Below are 21,541 nucleotides of genomic sequence, written 5' to 3'. Positions count from 1 at the left end.
AGAACAGATATGACTGAGCTTCGAGCAAGGCTGCGGCCGGGCCCGCGTGATCCGGCTTTGACCAAAGACCTGAGCAATTGCATTGAGCGCATTGTGCAGGCCTTGGAGGAGGGCGCGGATACTTCCGCGCTTATGGCCGAGCACAATCGTATTGCCGGACGGTCGGACATTCCGGCGGAGCGGTACGAAAGCCTGTACGCGTCCATGTCGGCAGAAGAGGCCGCCGAAGAAGCATTGGCGCCGGTTGCAGAATGCGTTCCCGGCATTTCGCGGGGCGAGCTGGAGGCATTGGCTGCGCTGATCGTGGAGCCCGACGATTTCGCACACCAGACCTACTATCTGGCGCTGTTCGAGGCGAACACGCCGCATGGCAACTCCGACCTTTTCTTCTGGCCCGATCCCGATTGGCTCAAAGAGCTCGGAACCAATGAACCAACCCCATCCCAATATGTGGACAAAGCCCTGAAAGGCTAACCCCAACCCGTTTTGAAGGAGTGCCTGACATGGCCCCCAAAGTACTCGTCTCTGACAAACTGAGTGAAACCGCCGTCCAGATCTTCCGTGATCGCGGCATCGACGTGACCTTCGATCCGACCATCGGTAAGGATAAGGAAAAGCTCATGTCCGTGATCGACCAATATGATGGCCTTGCCATCCGCTCTGCCACCAAGGTGACGGAGAAGATCATTGCGCAAGCTGATCGCCTTAAAGTTGTGGGGCGTGCCGGTATCGGCGTCGACAATGTCGATATCCAAAACGCGTCGAAGAAGGGCATCATCGTGATGAACACGCCCTTCGGGAACATGATCACCACTGCGGAACATGCGATTGCGATGATGTTTGCGGTGGCGCGCCAGATTCCGGAGGCGTCGGTGTCTACCCATGCTGGCAAGTGGGAGAAGTCGAAATTCATGGGCGTCGAGCTGACCGGCAAGACACTTGGCGTGATCGGGGCGGGCAATATCGGCGGGATCGTATGTGAACGCGGTGTTGGCCTGCGCATGAAGGTGATCGCCTATGATCCGTTCCTGAGCGAGGAGCGCGCGGCGAAGCTGGGCGTGACCAAGGTCGAACTGGACGAGTTGTTCCAGCGGTCCGATTTCATCACCCTGCACGTTCCTGCAACGGACAAGACGCGCGGCATGATCTCGGCCGAGGCGATTGCCAAGATGAAGAAGGGCGTGCGGATCGTAAACTGCGCGCGCGGTGGCTTGGTGGATGAGGACGCTTTGGCCGAGGCGCTGAAATCCGGCCACGTCGCTGGCGCGGCGTTCGATGTTTTTGCGGTTGAGCCTGCCACCGATAGCCCACTGTTCAACCTGCCGAATGTCGTTGTGACGCCTCACCTTGGCGCGGCGACGACTGAGGCGCAGGAAAATGTGGCGCTGCAAGTGGCCGAGCAGATGTCAGACTATCTGCTGACCGGTGCCGTTTCCAACGCGCTGAATATGCCGAGCGTCACCGCCGAGGAAGCCGCCATAATGGGGCCTTGGGTGAAACTGGCCGAGCATCTGGGTGCGTTTGTGGGCCAGCTGACAGACGAGCCAATCAAAAGCATCGAGATTGTCTACAACGGCGTGGTCACGGGCATGAATCTCAAGGCGCTCGATTGTGCGGCGATTGCCGGTGTGATGAAGGCGACGAACCCGGATGTGAACATGGTCTCAGCTCCTGTGATCGCGAAAGAGCGGGGGATTGAGTTGAGCCAAACCACGCAGGACAAGACCGGCGTGTTCGATGGCTATATTCGGCTGGTCGTGAAGACGGACAAGCGCGAGCGGTCCATTGCGGGGACCTGCTTCAGCGATGGAAAGCCGCGGTTTATTCAGATCAAGGGCATCAACATCGATGCCGAGATCGGGGAGCACATGCTCTACACCACCAACGAGGACGTGCCGGGGATCATTGGTGCGCTGGGTCAGACGATGGGGGCGAATGAGGTCAACATCGCGAACTTTACGCTGGGCCGGTCGGGGCCGAAGGGCGAGGCGATTGCGCTTTTGTACCTCGATGCACCGCCGCCTGCGAAAGCGTTGAAGGACCTGATGGACACCGGCTTGTTCCAAAGCGTGCAGCCGCTGCAGTTCGACGCGGCGTAAAATTGGCGCTGGCGGCTGATTGATGCTCTAACCCTTCGCAAGTAATTGCGGAGGGATTTTTCATGGACGAGATCGTCATCCTGTCGGGCGCGCGCACGGCAATCGGGACATTCGGTGGATCGCTGGCGGGCACCACGCCGATCGACACGGGCGCAGTTGCCGCAAAGGCAGCGTTGGAGCGTGCCGGGGTCGAAGCGGGCCAGATCGGCCATGTGACATTCGGCCATGTCATCAATACCGAGCCGCGCGATATGTATCTGAGCCGCGTGGCCGCGATGCAGGCGGGCGTGCCGGAAACGGTGCCTGCGATGAACGTGAACCGTCTGTGCGGGTCCGGGGCACAGGCGATTGTTTCGGTGATCCAGTCGCTGGCGATGGGGGACGCGGAGTTCGGTCTGGCCGGTGGTGCGGAAAGCATGAGCCGTTCACCCTACGTGATCCCGCAGGCTCGGTTTGGGCAGAAGATGGGCGACGTGAAGACGCTCGACATGATGCTTGGTGCGCTGAATTGCCCGTTCGGGACGGGGCATATGGGTGTGACGGCAGAGAACGTGGCCGATGAGCACAGCGTGACGCGGGAGCAGATGGATGCGTTCGCCATGGCCTCGCAGGAGCGGGCGGCAAACGCGATCGAGCAGGGCTACTTTGCCGACCAGATCGTGCCGGTAGAGGTGCGTGTGAAGCGGGACATGGTCCCGTTCGAGGTCGATGAGCACCCCAAAGCGACCTCGCTTGAGGCTTTGGCGGGGCTGCGGGCCGTGTTCCAGAAGGACGGGCGTGTGACGGCGGGCAATGCGTCGGGCATCAACGATGGCGCGGCGGCTTTGGTGTTGGCGCGCGGCGAAGCGGTTGAGAAGGCTGGCCTGAAGCCGAGGGCGCGCGTTCTGGGCTACGCCCATGCCGGTGTGCGGCCCGAGGTGATGGGGATTGGCCCGGTGCCAGCGGTCGAGAACCTCTTGGCAAAGACGGGTTTAAGCATCGGGGATTTCGACGTGATCGAATCCAATGAGGCCTTCGCAGCGCAGGCGATTGCCGTGAACAACGGTCTTGGTCTGGACCCGGAGAAAGTGAACCCGAATGGGGGTGCAATCGCGCTGGGTCATCCGGTGGGTGCGACCGGTGCGATCATCACGGTGAAAGCGCTTTACGAGCTGGAGCGGATTGGCGGATCGAAGGCATTGATCACCATGTGCATCGGCGGCGGACAAGGAATCGCGCTGGCGATTGAGCGGGTGTGAGCGCGCCTACTGACTGATCTCAACCGCGCGGCTTTCGGCACGGCCAGTGGCATCGATAACTGTGAGCTCTCCGAACCCGAGGCCGATGTCCAAGGCGACTTCGCGGTCGCGGAGACCAACACCAACCGGCGCGCCGTTCCAGAGCCATGTGAAGGGGGCCTGCCCCTCTGCCACGCGGGCCATGACGGGCAGGCCGGGCTGATAGGCCAAGACCGCGCCTTCGGGCGGGAAGGTGATCGCCGGGCCACCAGCTTCGGCTACGTCTGCAATGGGATCGAACCGTCGTAGCGTGTCCGGCAGTTGGGCATTCGTGAGCGTCAGCGCGCCAGAAGGGGGTGCCGGGCGCGGGGTTGGACGGTCTCCGAGATGGGCGAATGCCTCGAACAGCAGCGGCGCGGAGAGTTCTGCGCCGAAGGCCCCAGGGACCGACGCGCCATCGGCTCGGCCCATCCAGACGCCGATCACATGCTGCCCGTCGAACCCGAACGCCCATGCATCGCGGTGCCCATAGCTGGTGCCGGTCTTGTAGCTGAGGCCCACGCGCGGGGCGTTTGGCGGCGGCACGACGCCTGAGAGCATATCGCCCAGATGCCAAGCGGCAGTGTAAGACAGGATGCGTTGACCTTCGCCCGCATCCTCGCCTTCACGCCAATGGAGTGGCGCGGCCACCCCGCCACGCGCGATCCCGGCATAAAGACGCATGAGATCCTCCATCGTGGTGCCGATCCCGCCAAGGGCGATGGCGAGACCGGGTTCCTCGCCCAACGGGAGAGAGACATCCATATCGGCGCGGCCCATGGCGGCGAGCATTTGATGTGGGCCGACCTCGTTGAGGAGTGTCACGGCAGGGATATTCAGCGATAGTTGGAGGGCCTCAGACGCAGTCACCTCTCCACGAAAAACCTCATCAAAATTCTGCGGTGCGTAGCCTGCGATGGAGATCGGGCGATCTCGTATCAGAGTTTCCGGGTGGATCAGGCCTGCATCCATGGCGAGACCGTAGATCAGCGGTTTGAGGGCAGAGCCGGGGGAGCGGACGGCTTGGGTCATATCAACGAAGCCATCACGGGGCATGTCCGTGTAGTCCGGAGAGCCGACACTTGCCAAAAGCGCGCCGGTTTCGTGGTCCATGACCATGATTGCAGCACTGATTTGCGGGTCGAGACCCGTGACGGCGCGTGTGGCGAGGCGTTCCATTTGTGCCTGAAGGTCCCGGTCGAGGGTGAGGTGATGGGTGCCCTGTGCCGGGCGTTCAAGAAGCGCGCGGTCGGCAAGGTGGGCGGCAAGTGCTGGGAACGGCCGACGCTCGGTCGGGATGGGTTCCTCGCGCGCCCAGGCGATCTGTGCCTCTGTCAGGTCGGTGAACGTCACTGCGCGCGACAGGACGCGGTTGCGTGCGATCTCAGCCGCTTCCGGAAAGCGGTCGGGGCGGCGGGAATTCGGGGCCTGCGGGATGGCGACCAGCAGGGCGGATTGTGCGGCAGTCAAACGATCCGGTTCCGTCCCGAACCATGTCAGCGTCGCAGCGCGCACGCCTTCGAGGTTGCCGCCATAGGGCGCGAGATGGAGGTAGAGGGTCAGGATTTCCTCTTTACTCAGGTGACGTTCGAGGGCCAAGGCAAGGCGGATCTGGCGGATCTTGCCGCCCCATGCCCCCGTGCCGGAATCCTCCAATAGACGGGCGACTTGCATGGTCAGGGTCGAGCCGCCCGAAATCACGCGGCCCGTGGTGATGCGTTGATAGGCAGCACGGGCAAACGCGCGGATATCGACACCCGGATGGGTCCAGAAGCGGCGGTCTTCATAGGCAACGAGCATTTCGATGAAGGTTGGATCAACCGCGTCGTAGCTGATCGGCAGGCGCCAGCGGCCATTCTCCACGGTGTAAGCGCGCAGCAGATCGCCGTCGCGGTCGAGCACTTCGACACCGGTCTCCAGCGCAAGCGGCGGGAGCTCCGTCCGGTCGATCCAATCATCCACCCACAGGACCGTGCCAACGAAAAATGTCGCACAAAGAAGGGCAAGCGTGGCTGCGATCTGACGAATCATTCGATGATTTCGACATTCCCCGAGGTGGTTTGCGCTCGGTAAGTGGGGCGATACATGTCTTCGACGGACGCGGCGGGATGGTGGAAATAGCCCGGCGTCACAGCGCGCACGATATAGGCCAGGCGGATAAGGTCCGTGTCGCCACGCATGTCCACGGCGGACAGGAAGCGTTCCGCGCGGAACTCGGACATCTGGGGCGAGACCGGGAAGTCCACGCCTTGCAGGGCTGCGACATCGCCCGACTGTAGAAGGTTTGGATTGTCGATCTCGTATCCGGCGGGGAGCGGATCATTGACCATCAAGCGCCCGTCCGGTGCGCCGGTGCGGCGCACTTCCAGCACAACGACCATACGCGAGCCAAGGGCGATCTGGCCGGGATCGGTCGCGTTGCCGTCCAGTGTGTAGTATTCGCGGTCGATGCGGTAGCCGTTGCCAAATTGCTCGACCTCACCATAGGGCTGGCCGAACCGGGTGAGGGTCAGAAGCTCATCATTCGGGCCGGTGTTTTCGATGATGCGGGGCGTCGCATCACCACCTTCAAGCACTTCGATCAGTGGGCCGGACACCGGTGCGCCGTCGAGCGTCAGCGTTTGGGTGGCTGGATTGTCGATCAGCGCATGGGCGGCAAGCAGGGACCAGACAGCTTCTTGCGTTGAGGCCTCAGACACGGGCACGGTGATTTCGGGCGCATAGGCCGGAACGTTGATCGTGTCAGATCCGGCGGCAGCGGCGAGTGCGACCAAGCCTGCGGCATCGCGCTGTCGTGTGCCGTAATCGGTGCGCCAACCGGAAACGTCGCCGCCATTGCCGGTCAGGGTCAGTCGCGTGAACCCGGCGGTGAACATGGCGTCTGCGCGGGGCTGGTCGCCGTACATGGCAAGTGCCGCGCCAAGCTGGGCCAGCGCAAGTGGCGTGGCGAAATCCTGTGCTTTGACGTCTGCGTAATAGCGTAGGTCGCCCATCGAGGCCTGTCCTTCGCGGGCGAGAACCATCAGCGCATAGGCCAGCCCCTCACCACCATTCTCAAAGTCTGGGTGTCCCGCAACGCGGTTGGCGAGGTTGTCGAGGGCGGTCTGGAAGGCGTTAGACGGCACCTCATGCCCTTCCGCCCGTGCGCGCGAGAGGAAATCGGTCACGTACGCATCAAGCCAAAGATCGCCTGACCCGGCCCGCCATAGGCCAAAGCCGCCATTGGCGCTTTGGTTCGTCAGGACAGAGCGGATGGCATTGGCGATGCGGTCGTTAAGGTCATCGGCTGTGCCAAGCTCCATGATCTCGGCCACGGAGGAGAGATAAAGGAGCGGAAGGGCCTGGCTCGTGACCTGTTCGGTGCAGCCATAAGGGTAGCGGTCGAGCCGTTGCAAAAGGCCGGCCGCGTCGAAGCGAGCGAGCGGCCCTGCCGATAGGGTCACACGGGCGGTTTCGGGACGAATATCGGCAAAGGCTGCGGCATCGAGCGTGAAGCTTTGGCCGGGTTCAAGGGTCACGCGCGTGGTTTCTGCAACGAGCGGGTCGTTGATTTGCAGTGGAATGGAGACCTCTTGCACCAGTTCGGTGCCATCTGGTGTGGTCAGCGTGAATGCGACGGTTGCGTCCCCTAGCCGATCTGCGGCTTCGAACAAAATCGGGATGCGCTGCGTCTGTCCTTCACTCAGCGTGACCTCCGGGATCAACTGGCCGAACATCTGAATGCCGGTATTGGCCTGGATCTCAAGCGGCATGGTTCCGGTCGGGCCTTCGGTATGGGTGACTTCCAGCAAGATACGCGCCGTATCGCCGGGTGCGAGGAAACGAGGTGCGGTTGCCGTGACAACGATAGGATCACGGACGATGACATCCTGTGTGGCCTGCCCAACACCAGTCTCGGACCAAGCCGTCGCCATGACTCGCACGGTGCCGTTGAAGGCGGGTAGATCAAAACTGGTGCGGGCATAACCGTCGTCGCCAACGATGAGCGGGCCGGAGAACAGCGCGACAAGATCTTCGGTCGGCGGGGAGGCCTCCATCCGCAGGCCCGCGCCTGCATCACCGCCCTGGCGGATACGGCCCTCAGCCCCATCACGGCTGTCAATCAGGCGTCCATAAAGATCACGGAACGCCATACTGAGGCGGCGTTGCCCGAAATAGTAGCCTTGCGGATCGGGGGCTTCGAAACTCGTAAGGTTCAGGATGCCGAGGTCTACAGCGGAGATCGTGGCGTAGACAGTCTCGCCTGGCTGCGCGCCTTCGACCCGCAACGCGATGTCGAGGGGGCCGCGAGGGCGCGTTACCTCAGGCACTTCAAGTGTTGCGTCCAGCGCACGTGGACCGGGATCGACGCTGGCATGGGCAATGCCGATGGCGCGGGTGGGTGCTGGCGTATCAGCTTCGCCGAAGGGACGGATCAGAGACGCGGTGACATATGCCCCTGATCCCCACTCCTCCGTGACCTCAAGCGGAATGGTCATCGGAGAGCCCTCAAAGACAACAGATTCGCGGTGGATCATGCGATTTGAGACGACTTGAACTGTCAATAAACCGCCTGACAGAGCCGAAACGCGCAGGTTAGCGGTGTCCCCTGGCCGGTAGCTGTCGGCATTAAGGTTCACGTCCAAAACATCAGGCGTATCGCCACCATCATCGGACCCGTAATATCCGGCGGAAAAGCCGACGGAACTGATCGTGAAACCGCCAAAGTCGCTTTCGACGCGGAGTTCGTACCGGCCCCAATCGACAGGCAGATCAAGGCGCGTGGGATCGCGCCCTAGTGTGACTTCGCCTTCGGCAATTCGTTCACGGGTTGTGACAGGGTCCCAAGACCAATTGCCGTTTTGGCGGTACCATTGATAGCGCCGTTCGACCCGGTTCAGGGTCCATCGTGCAGGCATTGGATCGCTCGTCCCAATAGCAATCAAGTCAAACGGGGCTTCGACCCCTTCGGCAAGGGTGCCATCGAACAGTGGCCGGATACCGATGGCGGGGCCTTCGGGCAGAACCGTGACTGTTTCCCGCCGTTCGACCGGGCGGCCTGAGGCTTCTGTGATTTCTGCAGTAACTGTCAGTTGACCGGGATAGGGTGCGCCGGAGAACGCCGGAAATGCGAGACTTGCCGCAGTGCGGCCCGCTACATCTGTCTCAAGCGGGCCGAAACTGGCGAATTCTGCGTCGGGTGGCGCATCGTGACGGCCAAAGGCATAGCCTGGATGCGACGGGAGGAACTGAGTCGGACGCAGGGACATGCGGCCACTGATCGGGAGTCCCTCGGCGGGCGCGCCGTAAAGGTAATTTGCAATGAAATCCGTGATCGGTGCGGCACCGGGGGCGAACGTATCGGACGGCAGGCTCAGGACGAGATCGAGCCGTTCGGGCAAGAAATCCTCGATCAGCAATCGCGTCGTGGTCAGAGGGGCGGCATCGGGATCGGCGTGGATGGCCAGCCGCCAGGTCCCGCGTGGAACCTCTGGACCGGTGGGGAGGGAAAAGACGTAACCACCCGCGCCTTCCTCCTGCAGCAGAGTCCGGCTGTATTCCACGCCATCGGCACGTGTCAGGATCGCGGTCAGAGGCAGGCCGGTGATGGCTTGCGCCTGCGGATCGCGGGCCAGCGCGGTGGCATGGACCGTCTCACCCGCGCGGTAGACGCCTCGGTCAGTCGTCAGGAAAACGTCGATCGGGCCAGCCGGTTCACGCCCTTCCACGCCACGATCTGAAAGGTCAAACTCCGCCTCTCGCAAGGACAGGAAGGCCAGATCGGTGTCACCCGTCCGTGCAATCAGAAGTGCAGGCGCAGCGCCGTCTTGCCCGGCGGCGATGTCGCCTGCGAACACAGCGTAGCCGGCGGCATCGGTTGTCGAGGTCGCCAGAACCCTGTTCGACTCTGAGACGAGGTCGACATCGACACCTTCGAGCGGCCGTGCGGTCGTTAGCGATGTCACGCTGACATGGACCCCGTCCACGCCGCTGGCCGATGAAAGGCCCAGATCGCTGACAAGGAACCATTGCGTCGCCCCGCCTTCAGACGATCCTGCTCCACCGACACGGGCCTCCAACGCATAAAGTCCGGGCGCACGACCTTCCAGAACATCACCAATGGGGATCCGCGTGGTGACGCCCCGGTTCTGTTCCACGGCGACTTCAGCCTCACCCTGCCAAACGGCTTCACCAATTTCATCGGCGAATTGGTCGATCTGCCATTCTGCCAAGGGGCGCCCGAAATAGCGGTCCTGAAGACTGCGCAGAATGTTACGGTCTGAGACGTGGTAGAGGTTCAGGTCAACGACATCTGTATTGACCGCAACCAGCGGGATCGTGCCTCCCGCCGAGGCAGGCAGAACATAGGCGCGACCCGCAAAGCGGACCGAGGCGGAGCGATCGCGAACGTATTGCTGAAGTGCTACGGGTTCGTGCAAAACCTCTCCCGATGCAGCGGGCAGTCCGGCCCGGAGGGTGAATTCCAACCGCTCGCCGTGAGACACCCCTGAAATGCAAAGCTGTCGTCCTTCAGCCTCAACAGCGAGGCCAGATGCGGTGGATTGCAGGAAATCATCGTAGATCACACCGCCCGCTGCGAGATCCTCAGAAAAGATTGCGCAGATGCGGGGAAAGTCGGCTTCAACATCGACGCGGGTATCGGTGACGCGGAACCCATAAAGGCCACGTAGGCGGTTTGCAGCTTCCGTGCGTGCCTCGGACGGGTCATTGGCCAAGGCCATATCCGCAGCAAATATCGCGTCGCGTCCGCGCCCGTTGCGCTCAAGCGCCTCGGCCAAAAGATCATTCGCGAGCGCCAGCGGCTCACCCGGATCCGTGCGAAGGGTGGCGTTGATCGCGGCTTGTAAGGCGCGGCGCTCAAATTGCCGTTGCTCTGAGCTGTTCTCCGCCTCAATCGCCAGAAGATAAGTGGCGTAGGTGATCCAATCATTGGCGTCCCCGTCCACGGTGATCGCGGCCCCGATGCGGCGCATGGCTCCGACCACGTCGCCATCTGCGAAGGCGTTTTGCGCGCTGCGCCGCCAATCTTCCGCCGGGAAGCGCCCGCCATAGTGGACCAGCCCCAGAGTATCGGCCTGTGCAAAGGCATCTTCGAAATCTGCCGTGCTCAGGAAGGTCATCGCGGCACGACGTTCGGATGCGCGGGTGAACAACGCCGTGTCCGTTTGACGGATCAGGCCCGAAAAGGCACCCGCGTAAACTTCACTTTCGCCGACGGTCGACTTGGGGAAGCAAGCGTTGGTGCGGCTATTGAACGTAAAGGCGATGCAATCCGGGTCGGCGCGACATGCAGCATCGCAAGCGGTCAGCGTCGTGTCGAAGATCGGGCGCATATCACCGCCCGGAAAATCGGTGTCTCTAAGGATCGTGACCGTTCGGTCCGGGATCGTTTGCGCGGCGATTGGGCCGGACAGAAGAAGCAAAATTCCAATAGCCCAAGCGACCGAAAAACGACGCATCCAGCGCACCCCACAAATCCATCAAATAATTGAAGATGATGCTGCCATGCACGCGCGCGCGGAGTCCATGATTCCCACGTGGCTATGGAGGAATCCCTGACTCGTCATTCACGATTAACTGTATTTTCAGCGACTCCCCCCAAAACATTTCACCGGACGAAACCCATTCGCGTGACGCACAAAAATGACTTCGAGCAGCATGATGGAGCGTATGGCGCAAGAACGCCGCGCCCGGCTTCAGGCCGAGCAATTGCTCGCGCTGCGTTCGGAGGAATTGTACGAGGCCAACCGCAAACTTGCCGAACATGCCGATGCCCTTTCGCATCAAGTCATTGAACAAAGGGAAGAAAACGAAAGCCTGCGCGGCCTTGCCAGCGAAACGGAAGCGCAGCTCGAGGTCGTGACAGAACGTGCGGTGACGGCGCAGAGACGCCTTTGGGATGCGCTGCACGCAACAGATGATGGCTTTGCGATCTTTGATCGTGACTTGCGCCTTGTCGCCGCGAATCCGGCCTTTTTTGGCGCTTTTGACGGGGTTGGAGATGTGTCGGAAGGCGCGACGTATGAGGCGATTCTGCGGGTAGCCGTCGACGAAGGGATCGTCGATCTGCAAAGCGAAGCGCCAGAGGATTGGGTCGACAAGATGATTGCCCGGTGGGAGATGAACCCAATCCCGCGTGTCGACATCAAACTATGGAATGGCGCGTTTATCCGGCTTGATGACAAGCAAACGCCGCAAGGTGATTTCGTCTCTCTCGCGGTGGACATTACGCCTAACATTCGCCGTGAACGGCAGCTTCGGTCTGCACGCGATGCAGCACTGGCAGCAAGCCGCGCCAAATCCACATTCCTTGCAAATATGAGCCATGAGATCAGGACACCGATGAACGGTGTCGTCTCCATGGCGGAGCTCCTTCGTGAGACCGAGCTGAATGAGGATCAAAAGGTCTACGCCGATACTATCCGAAATTCCGGCGAAGCGCTTTTGGTCATCATCAACGATGTGCTGGACTACTCGAAGATTGAGGCCGGCAAACTTGAGCTTCGGGCTGAGAGTTTCGACCTCAACGCGATGGTGCTCGAGATCTTTCGCCTTTTGCGTCCGGGGCTGGATAGAAAATCCGTTGAACTGCGTTTGGATTATGACATCTTTCTGCCCGAACGTATGATTGGTGATCCTGGGCGAGTCCGCCAGGTGCTGACCAATCTGATCGGCAACGCGATCAAATTTACTGAAAAAGGTCATGTGACCGTGCGTGTGATGGCTGGGCTGCCGCCTGACGCTCCGGATGAGCTGAATTTGCAAGTCATTGTCGAAGATACAGGCATAGGCATTCCGCCTGAAAAGCAGGCCCATGTCTTTGGGGAATTCAACCAAGTCGAGGAAGAGGCCAATCGCCGCCACGATGGCACCGGTCTTGGCCTCGCGATTTCGCAGCGTCTTGTTAAGTTGATGGGCGGGTCGATGTGGCTGCAATCGGAACCCGGGCAAGGGGCAGCCTTCGGCTTCGATATGCGGTTGCGGGAAGATCCCGATGCGCGGCTCGAACCTGTGGCGGGACTTCCGCCGGATCAATCACGCATCCTTTTGGTTGGCGGGGCTGGTGATGCGACCGACCTTGTCATGGACGCTTTGACCCGCCTGCACGCAGAGGCGTCGCAGGTGCGCCGCATGCCATCGGAACGGGATTTGGAAGGCACGCAAGCTGTTATCCTTTGCGACGAAACAGTGGCGCCGGATGATGTGAAAGATGCTTTGCGGGCCTGCAGCTTCAACGGGCCGTTGTTGCGTGTCGGTGATCCGTCCAGACCTGAAGATGGTTTTGTGGTTGTCCAACCTGAAATCGCCTTGGCTGATCTACGTGCTTTGCTGCTTCCCAGACTGCAGGATACGGATGCACCGGCGAGCGAAATTGAAGAGGCGAAACCGGAGAAGATCGACGAGCCGGCGCTTGAACAGGACGCGCCTTCATCCACGTCAAAACGCCGATTGCTCGCGGCCGAGGACAACAAAACCAATCAATTGGTATTCAAATCCATGATCAAGGGCCTCGATCTGGATGTTGAGATCGTCAACAACGGCGCGGAATTACTGGCAGCCTTCAAATCCAATCCGCCTGACCTCATTATGACCGACATCTCAATGCCCGAGATGGACGGGTTGGAGGCCGCACGTGCAATCAGGGCCGAAGAGGCGGAACAGGGTCTTCCGCGCGTACACATCATCGCCATGACAGCTCATGCATTGGACGGAGATCGCGAGCGCATTCTTGATGCTGGCATCGACGATTACATCACCAAGCCCCTGAAAAAGCCGGTAATCCATGCGAAGATTGCAGAGGCGCCCATTCCGGGGGAAGGCTCGAAAAACGCGGCTTAGGGTCGCCATTTCGCGAGATCGTTAACCACCTTGTAATGGCCGGTATCAACCTCGCGCCGGTTTCGGATTGGACCGTGGGTCAGTTCGGTGAATACTGGATGCGCCCGATCCAACACTCCGATATTGGCAAGGATTTGGGCCAACGCCGCCTCAGATCCGCGCGTTGCGCCGTCGCTGATCTTCAGTGCGACCCCAATCTTGTGTTCCGGGATGATCGCGAAAAAGACACCCTCCGCCCCGGTCTTGACAGCTGCCCCGTTGCCCATGGCCCGCATCAGCCTGGTACAGGCCCGCCCTTCGCCCGCCACAAGATCGGGATGAGTCATCATTGCTTCGCGCAATCTAACCATCGCGGCTTGCCGCGCTCCGCCGTCTGCTGTGGCGGCCGCAAAACGGGCCATGGCACGGGCAAACCCACTTAGCGACCCGGCAAAATTTGGGGCCGAGCAGCCGTCGATTGCGTAATCGCTCACCGCTTCATCCGTAACAGCGCTGGTTGCCTCCGCGATCGCGCGCTGAACCGGATGATCCGGGTCGATATATTCGGGGCCGGCCCGCAAGTGTTTCGACAGGGTCAGAAAGCCGGAATGCTTGCCGGAACAGTTATTGTGGCGTTGATCCGGTGCCGTATGGGTGCACACCAGATCGTTGCGGGCAGGAATATCGGACGGTTCTTGCGGGCCGCAGCGCAGGTCGGCCTCGCTCAACCCAAGGTCCGACAGCCAGCGCGTCACGCGATCCGTGTGGGTCGCAGCCCCATTATGGGAAGCGCAGGCCAAAGCCAGTTGTTCGGGGGTTAAACCAACCGTATCTGCCGCGCCGCTTTCGATCAAAGGAAGCGCCTGGATCATCTTCGCGGACGAGCGCGGCAGCACATAGGCATCCGCATTACCCCAAGCGCCAATCATCCCCGCATCGTTATGCCAAATCACGGCATGTCCGCGGTGCACACATTCGCGAATCGGGCCGCGATGGACCTCAACCAGCGGCGCATCAGCCGTTTCAGCCATCCGAATCCCTCCCAATCCCTTCACAACCCGGCAAATTTCCGCTGCCGGGGCTTTTTTCAGCGAACCGTTTAAGCTAACTTACGCCTCAGTAACGGTCGGACGCTTGACACTTTAGTGACCCAAAAAAAGGGCGCCGACCAGAGGCAGACCAGGGGCTGGAGGCTCTGACATTCATGAAACAATATCTTGCTGGTCTTCTGGCGGGCGCATTCTTCATTTCGGGGACGGTTGCGTTTGCACAGGAAGGCGAAGAATCCACAAACCGAGTGAACGCTGAAACCGACTGGTCGGTGTTCGTCGAAGATGACCCAACGCAGTGCTGGGTTGTATCCACGCCATCGGAAACCGTGAACACCCGCGACGGGCGCGTCGTATCGGTGCGTCGCGGCGAAATCCTGATGTTCGTTTCCTTCTGGCCGGGTCAGGAGCGTTTGGGCGAAGTCAGCTTCACAGGCGGTTACCCGTTTGCCGATGGTTCGACCGTCTCGATCGAGATCGGGTCTTCCACGTTTGAACTCTTCACCGAGGGTGAGATGGCTTGGGCCGCGTCTCCACAAGATGATGATCGCATCATCACGGCTATGAAGCGCGGTGCTGAAGCAGTGCTGACGGCCCGGTCGTCACGCGGCACTCAGACGCAGGATACATTCAGCCTGCTGGGGTTCACCGCCGCCGTTGAGGATGCAGAAGCGCGCTGCGGAAACTGATCCGGTGCGGGTCAGCCTTTTCTGCGGGATCGCCTTAGCGCTGATCGTTGAGCCTGCTTTCGCGCAGACCCAAACGGCATGGTCGATTTACGTGCAGGAAGATCCGACGCAATGTTGGGTGACATCCGTTCCGGCAAACACTGTCGCCACGCGCGGGGGTGAGGATGTGACGGAAGCAATCCGACGGGATGAAGCGCTTCTCTTCATTTCGTTTTGGCCCGCCGACGGGCGTTTGGCCGAGGTCAGCTATACCGGCGGCTACCCGTTTGCGAGCGGCTCTACCGTTTCTTTGGATGTTGGTGGTACGACTTTCGAGTTGTTCACCGAAGGTCCGATGGCTTGGGCCGGATCGCCTGCGTCAGATGCCCGGATCATTGAGGCGTTGCGGTCCGGGTCCGAGGTTGTCGTGACAGCCGTCTCTGGTCGCGGGACTGAGGTGGCCGACACGTTCAGCCTGACCGGCTTTACGGCTGCCATTGAAGATGCTGAGGTGCGCTGTAGCAACTAGGCCATTTGCGCGAGCGCGTTGCATCCTATATGTCAGCGCGACCTCCCAAGGATTTTCGCCATGACCGCCACTGCGCCTATCACGCAAGACGTTGCCACAATCAAACGCAAGCTGCCCGATGGGCCGGTCAATCTGATCGGTCTGACCCGTGATGGCCTGCGCGCTGCGTTGATCGAGGCTGGTACGCCAGAGAAGCAGGCGAAGATGCGCACCGGGCAAATCTGGCAGTGGCTCTATCAAAAGGGCATCCGTGATTTTGCGGCGATGACCAATCTGTCGAAGGATTATCGCGCCATGCTAGCGGAAACCTTCGTGGCCGAAGTGCCTGAAGTTGTGTCAAAGCAGGTCAGCGCTGATGGTACGCGGAAGTACCTTGTGCGGATCGCGGGCGGCCATGAGGTTGAGGTTGTCTATATTCCCGAAGTGGATCGCGGCACGCTTTGTATCTCAAGCCAGGTTGGCTGCACCTTGACCTGTTCGTTCTGTCACACCGGCACGCAAAAGCTGGTGCGAAACCTGACGGCTGGCGAGATCATCGGACAGGTCATGCTGGCGCGGGACGATCTGGATGAATGGACCGCCGAAGGTGAAGGCTCGGATGCCAAGCCACGGCTGGTGTCCAACATCGTCCTCATGGGCATGGGCGAGCCGCTTTATAATTTCGAAAATGTCCGTGACGCGATGAAGATCGCGATGGACCCGGAAGGGATCAGCCTCAGCCGCCGGCGGATCACTCTTTCGACATCTGGCGTGGTCCCCGAAATCGCCCGTACGGCTGAAGAAATCGGCTGCCAGTTGGCCGTTTCGTTCCACGCCACGACGGATGAGGTGCGTGACAAGCTTGTTCCGATCAACAAGCGCTGGAACATCGAAGAGCTTCTCGATGCCCTTCGCGCCTATCCAAAGGCCAGCAATTCTGAGCGGATCACGTTTGAATACGTGATGCTGAAAGACGTGAACGACTCGGACGAAGACGCACGGCGTCTGGTGAAGCTGATTCAGGGCATTCCGGCCAAGATCAACCTGATCCCGTTCAACGAATGGCCCGGCGCGCCGTATGAGCGCTCAGATTGGGAGCGGATCGAACGCTTTGCCGACATCGTCTACAAGGCTGGCTATGCCTCCCCGATCCGTACACCGCGCGGAGAGGACATCATGGCTGCGTGCGGGCAGTTGAAATCCGCAACCGAACGGGCGCGGAAGTCGAAAAAGCAGATCGAGGCCGAGGCAGGCCTTTAAGCCCCTGCCCCAAAAGAAAAGGCGCTGCCCAAAAGCAGCGCCAATCCAATTCCGTCACGTGATCTGCAGATCAGGTGTGGTGCAGTGCCAGAACCAGCAGCAGAACGGCGATTGCGGGCACCAGGATGCCGCCGGCCGAGGAGCTGGTGTTGTCTTCGATGATGACCGGATCAATGATCGCGGGTTCAACATAGCCGCCAGCGAATGCGCCAGTGGCGACAACAGTCAGGGCAGCAGCAAGTGCGAGCTTCTTCATTTTAGTCTCCTTGCCAAATCACTTTGGCTGGTTTGCGTGTATATGCCTCTGCCTAGCTTTACTGGCTTGAAGGCTGCAACGGGGAAAATGCATCTGGCATCATCTGTGGCCCAACCTGTTGCAAAAAAGAAATGGCGCCACCCTTGCGGGCAGCGCCAATTCAAATCGTGATACCACGTGATCCGTTGGGATCAGGTGTGGTGCAGTGCCAGAACCAGCAGCAGAACGGCGATGGCGGGCACCAGGATGCCGCCGGCCGAGGAGCCGGTGTCTTCAACGATGACCACGGGCTCGATGACCGCGGGTTCAACGTAGCCGCCTGCGAACGCGCCAGTGGCGACAACAGACAGAGCAGCAGCGAGAGCAAGTTTCTTCATAATATCCTCCAAGATACGCCCCTTTTGTACACAATGCACAGGTTAGGGCACCCAAGACTGTACCTCGTGTTCATGTTTAACCAGCAACCCTGTGCGAATGCAATGGCGGGAAAATCGGCAGTTGCCATCGAAATCGCTTGTGTCGTCAAATTAGCAACACTTCCGGGGGTTCGGTGGCAGGTTGGTGCCCAAAATCACATCGAAGTCATTTTCTCGGGAACAAAAGTGCGACCAACGGAAGTGCGAATATAGCCGAATCAAGGGTTTGCCCCCGATTCGAGATACCCTTTAGGGGTGAATCATGATCGGCGTGCCGTTCTGTACCATCGAATAGATCTGGCGCATCTCGCGGTTGCGAACCGCGATACAGCCTACGGTCCAATCGTCGATATTCCGGAACGGTCGCGGCGTGCCGTGAATGAAGATGTCGCCGCCGGGGTTCACACCTGCTTCTCTGGCGCGCGCAATATCTTCGGCGTTGGGATAGCTGATCCCGATCGACAGGTAGAAATCACTGTTCGGATTGCGGCGATCAATGAAGTATTCGCCCTCGGGCGTCCGTCCGTCGCCATATTCGAACTTGTGGCCCTCCGGTGCGAAACCAAGCTCGATCTCATAGCTCTCAAGAACTTCTTCGCGGTGGAAAAGGGACATGAGCCGTTCGTTTTTCCACACAACGACTCGTGTAACCTCGGGCCCGTTATATTCAGGGAACCGCGAACAGGCCGCGACCGGCAACAAAGCGGGAATAGCAAGAAAAGTGCGACGATCCATGGCGACTGCTCGATCCAAGTTTTTCGGCATTTATACACAAATCCGAGGGTTACGCGAGGCTCAGCTTTTCGCTTCGGAGGAAAGAAGATCCGCTAGGCCGACGCGATAATCGGAATAGCGTAGCTGCACCCCCAACTCTTCCTTGATGCGCGCGTTATCCACCCGCTTTGACTCGGCGTAAAAGCTGCGCGCCATGGGTGTCATGTCCGCGTCTTCAAAGGCGATGGCCGGCGGAACCGGAAGGCCGAGCAATTCCGCGGCATGGGCGATGACATCCTGCGGCGGGGCCGGGTCATCATCGCAGACATTGTAAGCCGCGCCAGGGTTGGGTCGGTTGATGGAAGCGAGGACCGTCTGCGCGATATCCTCAACATGGATTCGGCTGAACACTTGCCCCTCTTTGATGATCCGCCGCGCAGTGCCGTTGCGCACTTTAGCAAAGGGCCCACGCCCCGGCCCGTAAATTCCTGCCAGCCGGAACAGGTGTACAGGCAGCCCGAGATCACGATGCAGCGCCATCCATTCGGCTTCTGCATCAATCCGTGCCTGCCCTCGTTTGGTAGAGGCCTTTAGCGGTGTTTCCTCAGTCACCCAGCCACCACCATGGTCGCCATAGACGCCCGTCGTACTCAGGTAGCCCACCCACTTCAGATGTCGGGCCGCGGCAAAGGCCGTACGAAGCTCTGCCAGAACGGGATCACGCCCATTTTGTGGCCCCGCTGAGATCAACACATGGCTCGCCCATTCGATATGCCCGGTCATGTCCGAGCCGGGGAACAGCAATGGCGTGACCCCGTCGCGTTCCATCACGCCAAACTTCGCGGGGTTTCGGGTGGTTGCGCGCACGGACCATCCGCCAGGCAAGGCCAAAGCCGTTGCCCGGGAAGAAAATCCGTAGCCGAATATCAGAAGCCTCATGTCAGCCGTTCCACCGCCCATTGCGCCGCATCTGCGACAGCGGCGTCCGGATCATCCACCAACCCGCGCGCCACGTCCGCCAAGGCAGGCTCCCCCGAATTACCGATGGCGTAAAGCACGTTCCGTACGAAGCGATCCCGCCCGATCCGTTTGATGGGTGAGCCGGAAAAGAGAGCACGAAACTCTGCATCATCAAGCACCGCAAGCTCCGCCAGCTTGGGCGATTGAAGTTCAGGCCGTGGCGCATACCGCATGTCGCGGGCGGTTTGTGCAAACTTGTTCCATGGGCAAACGGCAAGGCAATCGTCACACCCGTAGATCCGGTTGCCCATCTTCGCACGCAGCCCCAGATCGACCGGGCCTTTATATTCGATCGTCAGGTAAGAAATGCATTTCCGCGCATCCAGTTTGAAGGGCGCGGGGAAGGCATCGGTCGGACAGATGTCGAGGCAGGCGGTGCAGCTGCCACAGCGCTCCTGCTCAGGTGCGTCGCTGGGAAGCTCCACGGTTGTGAAAATCGCGCCAAGGAAGAACCAATTCCCCAGATCGCGCGCCAGCAAGTTTGTGTGCTTACCCTGCCATCCCAGCCCTGCGGCCTGTGCCAGCGGCTTTTCCATCACCGGTGCCGTATCGACGAAAACCTTTATCTGTTCGCCCGAGACCTGCTTCAGCAGCCAACGCCCCACGCGCTTCAAGCGCTTTTTCACCAGATCATGATAGTCACGGTTCTGCGCATAGACACTGATCGTGGCGCAATCGCGGGCCTTCAGTGCTTCCAGCGGATCGACTTCTGGCGTGTATGGTTCGGCCAGCATCACCACAGACTTCGCTTCGGGCCACAGTTCGTCCGGCGCGCCGCGCCAGTGCATGCGCTCGGCCATCCAGCCCATCTGTCCGTGATACCCGGCGTTCACGAAGTCCGACAAACGTGCTGCCAATTCAGGGACAGCATCGGGGCGACAAACGCCCATCTTCGCAAATCCGGCCTCAAAGGCCTCTGCGCGCAGGGCCTCTTTCAGATCGCTCAAAAGTCGAGGTCGGCGTAATGCGCCGGTTGCGGGAAGCCGAAGATCTGATCCGCAAGGATCGACCGGAAGGCAGGCCGCGATTTCACCTTCGCATACCAATCCTTGACCGGCGCGCTCAGGCTCCAATCCACGTCCGAGATATAGTCGAGGCATGAAAGCTGCGCGGCGGCGGCGAAATCAGCCATTGTCATCTGATCCCCTGCCAGCCAGCGGCGATGATCCAGCAACCAATCCATATATTTGATGTGGAATTTCACGTTCGTCGCGCCCGCTTTCACTGCACGCCCATCCGGATACCCTGACCGCATCAGCTTCTTGTGCACCCGTTCATGAACAAGATTGACGGTCACCTCTTTGTGGAACTTGTCATCGAACCACGCCACAAGCCTTCGCACTTCTGCCCGCTGCGCCGCATCTCGTGGCAGCAGCGCAGGGTCCGGCACAGTTTCCTCAAGATATTCGCAGATCGCCTGACTATCGCTCAGCATCATGCCGTCGATCTTCAGAACTGGAACTTTTCCCGCCGGATTGCGGCGCAAAAACTCGGTGGAGGGTTCCCAATACTTTTCTTCGACCAGTTCCACCTCAATCCTCTTCTCGGCCAGCACAAGGCGGACCTTCCGGCAAAACGGAGAAAGCGGGAAATGATAGAGGCGGTTCATTGGGCTGCTCGGTCTGGTGTTCGTGTTCTTTGGCCGCTTGGATCGGAAAAATCAATTCGCAAAGCAGTCATCCCGCCCATCGGCGCGGATCGTCGCCGCCCCGTTTGCAATAGATCGCGCGCGACGGTCCACGCTGCTGGATGGCGCGCTCGCATTGCGTTGCTGCGGGTTGGGCAGGACGGCGGCAAGAAGCGAGGCCTGCCGTTCGGTCAGATCAGCGGCAGAAACCCCGAAATGATGCTGCGCGGCAGCTTCTGCTCCGAACACACCGGGCGCGAATTCCGCGACGTTCAAGTACACCTCCAACACTCGGTGCTTGGGCCAAATCAGTTCCATCACAGGGGTAATCGCAGCCTCCAGCGCTTTCCGCACCCACGAACGCCCATGCCACAGAAACGCGTTCTTCACGGTCTGCTGGCTAATGGTCGACCCACCTCGAGACGCACCATCGGCAATCGCGTCGCGGATCGCGGACATGTCGAAGCCCCAATGCAGGCAAAAGTTCGCGTCCTCTGCAGCCACAGCGGCCCGCGCCAGATGTGGTGAGATTTCCTCCATCGGCACCCAATCCTGCTCCAACACTCCGCCCAACCGCGCGCGTTCCTGTAGCATGTAGATGGTGGTCGGCACGGGCACGAAGGCATAAAGCACGATCCACACCAGCATCAGGGCCGCCGCGCCGAAGACACCACGCCACAACCAGCGGCGAAACCAACGCGCCCAGCGCCGCGCGCGCGACTCGGTCTTCGTCTTCTTCGTTTTCCGTGTGCGCTTCGCCAACCGGCCTACGCTCCCTGCTCATCTTTGTTCCGATAAATATGCGCGCCGGAGGCTCCCATACCAGCCCCAGCCGAAACATCCGCTTGA

17 protein-coding genes are annotated in these 21,541 nt (G+C 60.3%); 7 read left to right on the top strand and 10 right to left on the bottom strand.

Annotated elements, in window-relative coordinates; genetic code table 11:
- The first annotated feature begins 9 nt into the window (after positions 1–9).
- From V8J81_RS16850 to V8J81_RS16840, 3 genes are all read left to right on the top strand, one after another.
- Positions 10–474, top strand: a complete 465-nt coding sequence (locus V8J81_RS16850; protein WP_368476910.1) for a hypothetical protein — start codon at positions 10–12, stop codon at positions 472–474.
- A 29-nt stretch (positions 475–503) separates the two neighbouring features.
- Positions 504–2,099: a phosphoglycerate dehydrogenase gene (serA, locus tag V8J81_RS16845; protein ID WP_368476909.1), complete on the top strand. Its 1,596-nt coding sequence runs from the start codon at positions 504–506 to the stop codon at positions 2,097–2,099.
- A gap of 62 nt (positions 2,100–2,161) precedes the next feature.
- The gene (locus V8J81_RS16840; RefSeq protein ID WP_368476908.1) at positions 2,162–3,337 is read left to right on the top strand and encodes an acetyl-CoA C-acyltransferase family protein; all 1,176 of its coding nucleotides are present in this window, start codon (positions 2,162–2,164) and stop codon (positions 3,335–3,337) included.
- Positions 3,338–3,343: 6 nt separating this feature from the next.
- Here V8J81_RS16840 and pbpC read toward each other — a convergent pair whose 3' ends face one another.
- Together pbpC and V8J81_RS16830 are read right to left on the bottom strand one after the other, a co-directional pair.
- On the bottom strand, positions 3,344–5,386 hold the full coding sequence (gene pbpC, locus V8J81_RS16835) for a penicillin-binding protein 1C (protein WP_368476907.1): 2,043 nt from the start codon (positions 5,384–5,386) through the stop codon (positions 3,344–3,346).
- Positions 5,383–10,815, bottom strand: a complete 5,433-nt coding sequence (locus tag V8J81_RS16830) for an MG2 domain-containing protein (protein WP_368476906.1) — start codon at positions 10,813–10,815, stop codon at positions 5,383–5,385. The genes pbpC and V8J81_RS16830 overlap by 4 nt, the downstream gene beginning before the upstream one ends.
- A 184-nt stretch (positions 10,816–10,999) precedes the next feature.
- Between V8J81_RS16830 and V8J81_RS16825 the strand changes: the two genes are divergently transcribed.
- The gene (locus tag V8J81_RS16825) at positions 11,000–13,195 is read left to right on the top strand and encodes an ATP-binding protein (RefSeq protein ID WP_368476905.1); all 2,196 of its coding nucleotides are present in this window, start codon (positions 11,000–11,002) and stop codon (positions 13,193–13,195) included.
- Here the strand turns inward: V8J81_RS16825 and V8J81_RS16820 are convergent.
- A complete protein-coding gene (locus V8J81_RS16820; RefSeq protein ID WP_368476904.1) occupies positions 13,192–14,205 on the bottom strand; it encodes an asparaginase in 1,014 nt (337 codons plus the stop codon). The two genes, V8J81_RS16825 and V8J81_RS16820, sit on opposite strands and share 4 nt — an antisense overlap.
- A gap of 173 nt (positions 14,206–14,378) precedes the next feature.
- On the opposite strand from V8J81_RS16820, the gene V8J81_RS16815 reads away from it, so the two are divergent.
- From V8J81_RS16815 to rlmN, 3 genes are read left to right on the top strand one after another with little or no spacing between them, the layout of a single operon-like run.
- Positions 14,379–14,912, top strand: a complete 534-nt coding sequence (locus V8J81_RS16815) for an invasion associated locus B family protein (protein ID WP_368476903.1) — start codon at positions 14,379–14,381, stop codon at positions 14,910–14,912.
- Positions 14,887–15,420, top strand: a complete 534-nt coding sequence (locus V8J81_RS16810) for an invasion associated locus B family protein (protein WP_368476902.1) — start codon at positions 14,887–14,889, stop codon at positions 15,418–15,420. The genes V8J81_RS16815 and V8J81_RS16810 overlap by 26 nt, the downstream gene beginning before the upstream one ends.
- A gap of 60 nt (positions 15,421–15,480) precedes the next feature.
- The gene (gene rlmN, locus V8J81_RS16805; RefSeq protein WP_368476901.1) at positions 15,481–16,659 is read left to right on the top strand and encodes a dual-specificity RNA methyltransferase RlmN; all 1,179 of its coding nucleotides are present in this window, start codon (positions 15,481–15,483) and stop codon (positions 16,657–16,659) included.
- Between the two features lie 70 nt (positions 16,660–16,729).
- Here rlmN and V8J81_RS16800 read toward each other — a convergent pair whose 3' ends face one another.
- From V8J81_RS16800 to mtgA, 7 genes are all read right to left on the bottom strand, one after another.
- Positions 16,730–16,915: a hypothetical protein gene (locus V8J81_RS16800; protein WP_368476900.1), complete on the bottom strand. Its 186-nt coding sequence runs from the start codon at positions 16,913–16,915 to the stop codon at positions 16,730–16,732.
- Positions 16,916–17,106: 191 nt separating this feature from the next.
- Positions 17,107–17,292 carry a hypothetical protein gene (locus V8J81_RS16795; protein ID WP_368476899.1) on the bottom strand — a complete coding sequence of 62 codons (186 nt, stop codon included), beginning with the start codon at positions 17,290–17,292 and terminating at the stop codon, positions 17,107–17,109.
- A 288-nt stretch (positions 17,293–17,580) separates the two neighbouring features.
- Positions 17,581–18,066, bottom strand: coding sequence for a L,D-transpeptidase family protein (locus V8J81_RS16790; protein WP_368476898.1), 486 nt, complete (start codon positions 18,064–18,066; stop codon positions 17,581–17,583).
- A 60-nt stretch (positions 18,067–18,126) separates the two neighbouring features.
- Entirely contained in the window at positions 18,127–18,984 is an 858-nt protein-coding gene (locus V8J81_RS16785; protein ID WP_368476897.1) for an SDR family oxidoreductase, read from the bottom strand.
- Positions 18,981–20,012, bottom strand: coding sequence for a tRNA epoxyqueuosine(34) reductase QueG (gene queG / locus V8J81_RS16780; RefSeq protein ID WP_368476896.1), 1,032 nt, complete (start codon positions 20,010–20,012; stop codon positions 18,981–18,983). Before queG ends, V8J81_RS16785 begins: the two co-directional genes overlap by 4 nt.
- On the bottom strand, positions 20,009–20,674 hold the full coding sequence (gene fzlA, locus V8J81_RS16775) for an FtsZ-binding protein FzlA (RefSeq protein WP_368476895.1): 666 nt from the start codon (positions 20,672–20,674) through the stop codon (positions 20,009–20,011). Before fzlA ends, queG begins: the two co-directional genes overlap by 4 nt.
- Before the next feature lie 51 nt (positions 20,675–20,725).
- On the bottom strand, positions 20,726–21,454 hold the full coding sequence (mtgA, locus tag V8J81_RS16770; RefSeq protein WP_368476894.1) for a monofunctional biosynthetic peptidoglycan transglycosylase: 729 nt from the start codon (positions 21,452–21,454) through the stop codon (positions 20,726–20,728).
- Positions 21,455–21,541 lie beyond the last annotated feature (87 nt).

This window comes from Gymnodinialimonas sp. 202GB13-11 (assembly GCF_040932485.1).
Taxonomy (GTDB): domain Bacteria; phylum Pseudomonadota; class Alphaproteobacteria; order Rhodobacterales; family Rhodobacteraceae; genus Gymnodinialimonas; species Gymnodinialimonas hymeniacidonis.
This window is presented reverse-complemented; position numbering and strand designations above follow the sequence as displayed.

What these genes read in the sequence shown, in the direction of transcription:
- pbpC (WP_368476907.1), bottom strand. Translation starts at nt 5,386, where the DNA reads ATGATTCGTCAGATCGCAGCCACGCTTGCCCTTCTTTGTGCGACATTT.
- fzlA (WP_368476895.1), bottom strand. Translation starts at nt 20,674, where the DNA reads ATGAACCGCCTCTATCATTTCCCGCTTTCTCCGTTTTGCCGGAAGGTC.
- V8J81_RS16795 (WP_368476899.1), bottom strand. Translation starts at nt 17,292, where the DNA reads ATGAAGAAACTTGCTCTCGCTGCTGCTCTGTCTGTTGTCGCCACTGGC.
- V8J81_RS16815 (WP_368476903.1), top strand. Translation starts at nt 14,379, where the DNA reads ATGAAACAATATCTTGCTGGTCTTCTGGCGGGCGCATTCTTCATTTCG.
- V8J81_RS16825 (WP_368476905.1), top strand. Translation starts at nt 11,000, where the DNA reads ATGACTTCGAGCAGCATGATGGAGCGTATGGCGCAAGAACGCCGCGCC.
- V8J81_RS16830 (WP_368476906.1), bottom strand. Translation starts at nt 10,815, where the DNA reads ATGCGTCGTTTTTCGGTCGCTTGGGCTATTGGAATTTTGCTTCTTCTG.
- V8J81_RS16840 (WP_368476908.1), top strand. Translation starts at nt 2,162, where the DNA reads ATGGACGAGATCGTCATCCTGTCGGGCGCGCGCACGGCAATCGGGACA.
- V8J81_RS16820 (WP_368476904.1), bottom strand. Translation starts at nt 14,205, where the DNA reads ATGGCTGAAACGGCTGATGCGCCGCTGGTTGAGGTCCATCGCGGCCCG.
- V8J81_RS16790 (WP_368476898.1), bottom strand. Translation starts at nt 18,066, where the DNA reads ATGGATCGTCGCACTTTTCTTGCTATTCCCGCTTTGTTGCCGGTCGCG.
- V8J81_RS16810 (WP_368476902.1), top strand. Translation starts at nt 14,887, where the DNA reads ATGCAGAAGCGCGCTGCGGAAACTGATCCGGTGCGGGTCAGCCTTTTC.
- V8J81_RS16785 (WP_368476897.1), bottom strand. Translation starts at nt 18,984, where the DNA reads ATGAGGCTTCTGATATTCGGCTACGGATTTTCTTCCCGGGCAACGGCT.
- V8J81_RS16800 (WP_368476900.1), bottom strand. Translation starts at nt 16,915, where the DNA reads ATGAAGAAGCTCGCACTTGCTGCTGCCCTGACTGTTGTCGCCACTGGC.
- rlmN (WP_368476901.1), top strand. Translation starts at nt 15,481, where the DNA reads ATGACCGCCACTGCGCCTATCACGCAAGACGTTGCCACAATCAAACGC.
- serA (WP_368476909.1), top strand. Translation starts at nt 504, where the DNA reads ATGGCCCCCAAAGTACTCGTCTCTGACAAACTGAGTGAAACCGCCGTC.
- V8J81_RS16850 (WP_368476910.1), top strand. Translation starts at nt 10, where the DNA reads ATGACTGAGCTTCGAGCAAGGCTGCGGCCGGGCCCGCGTGATCCGGCT.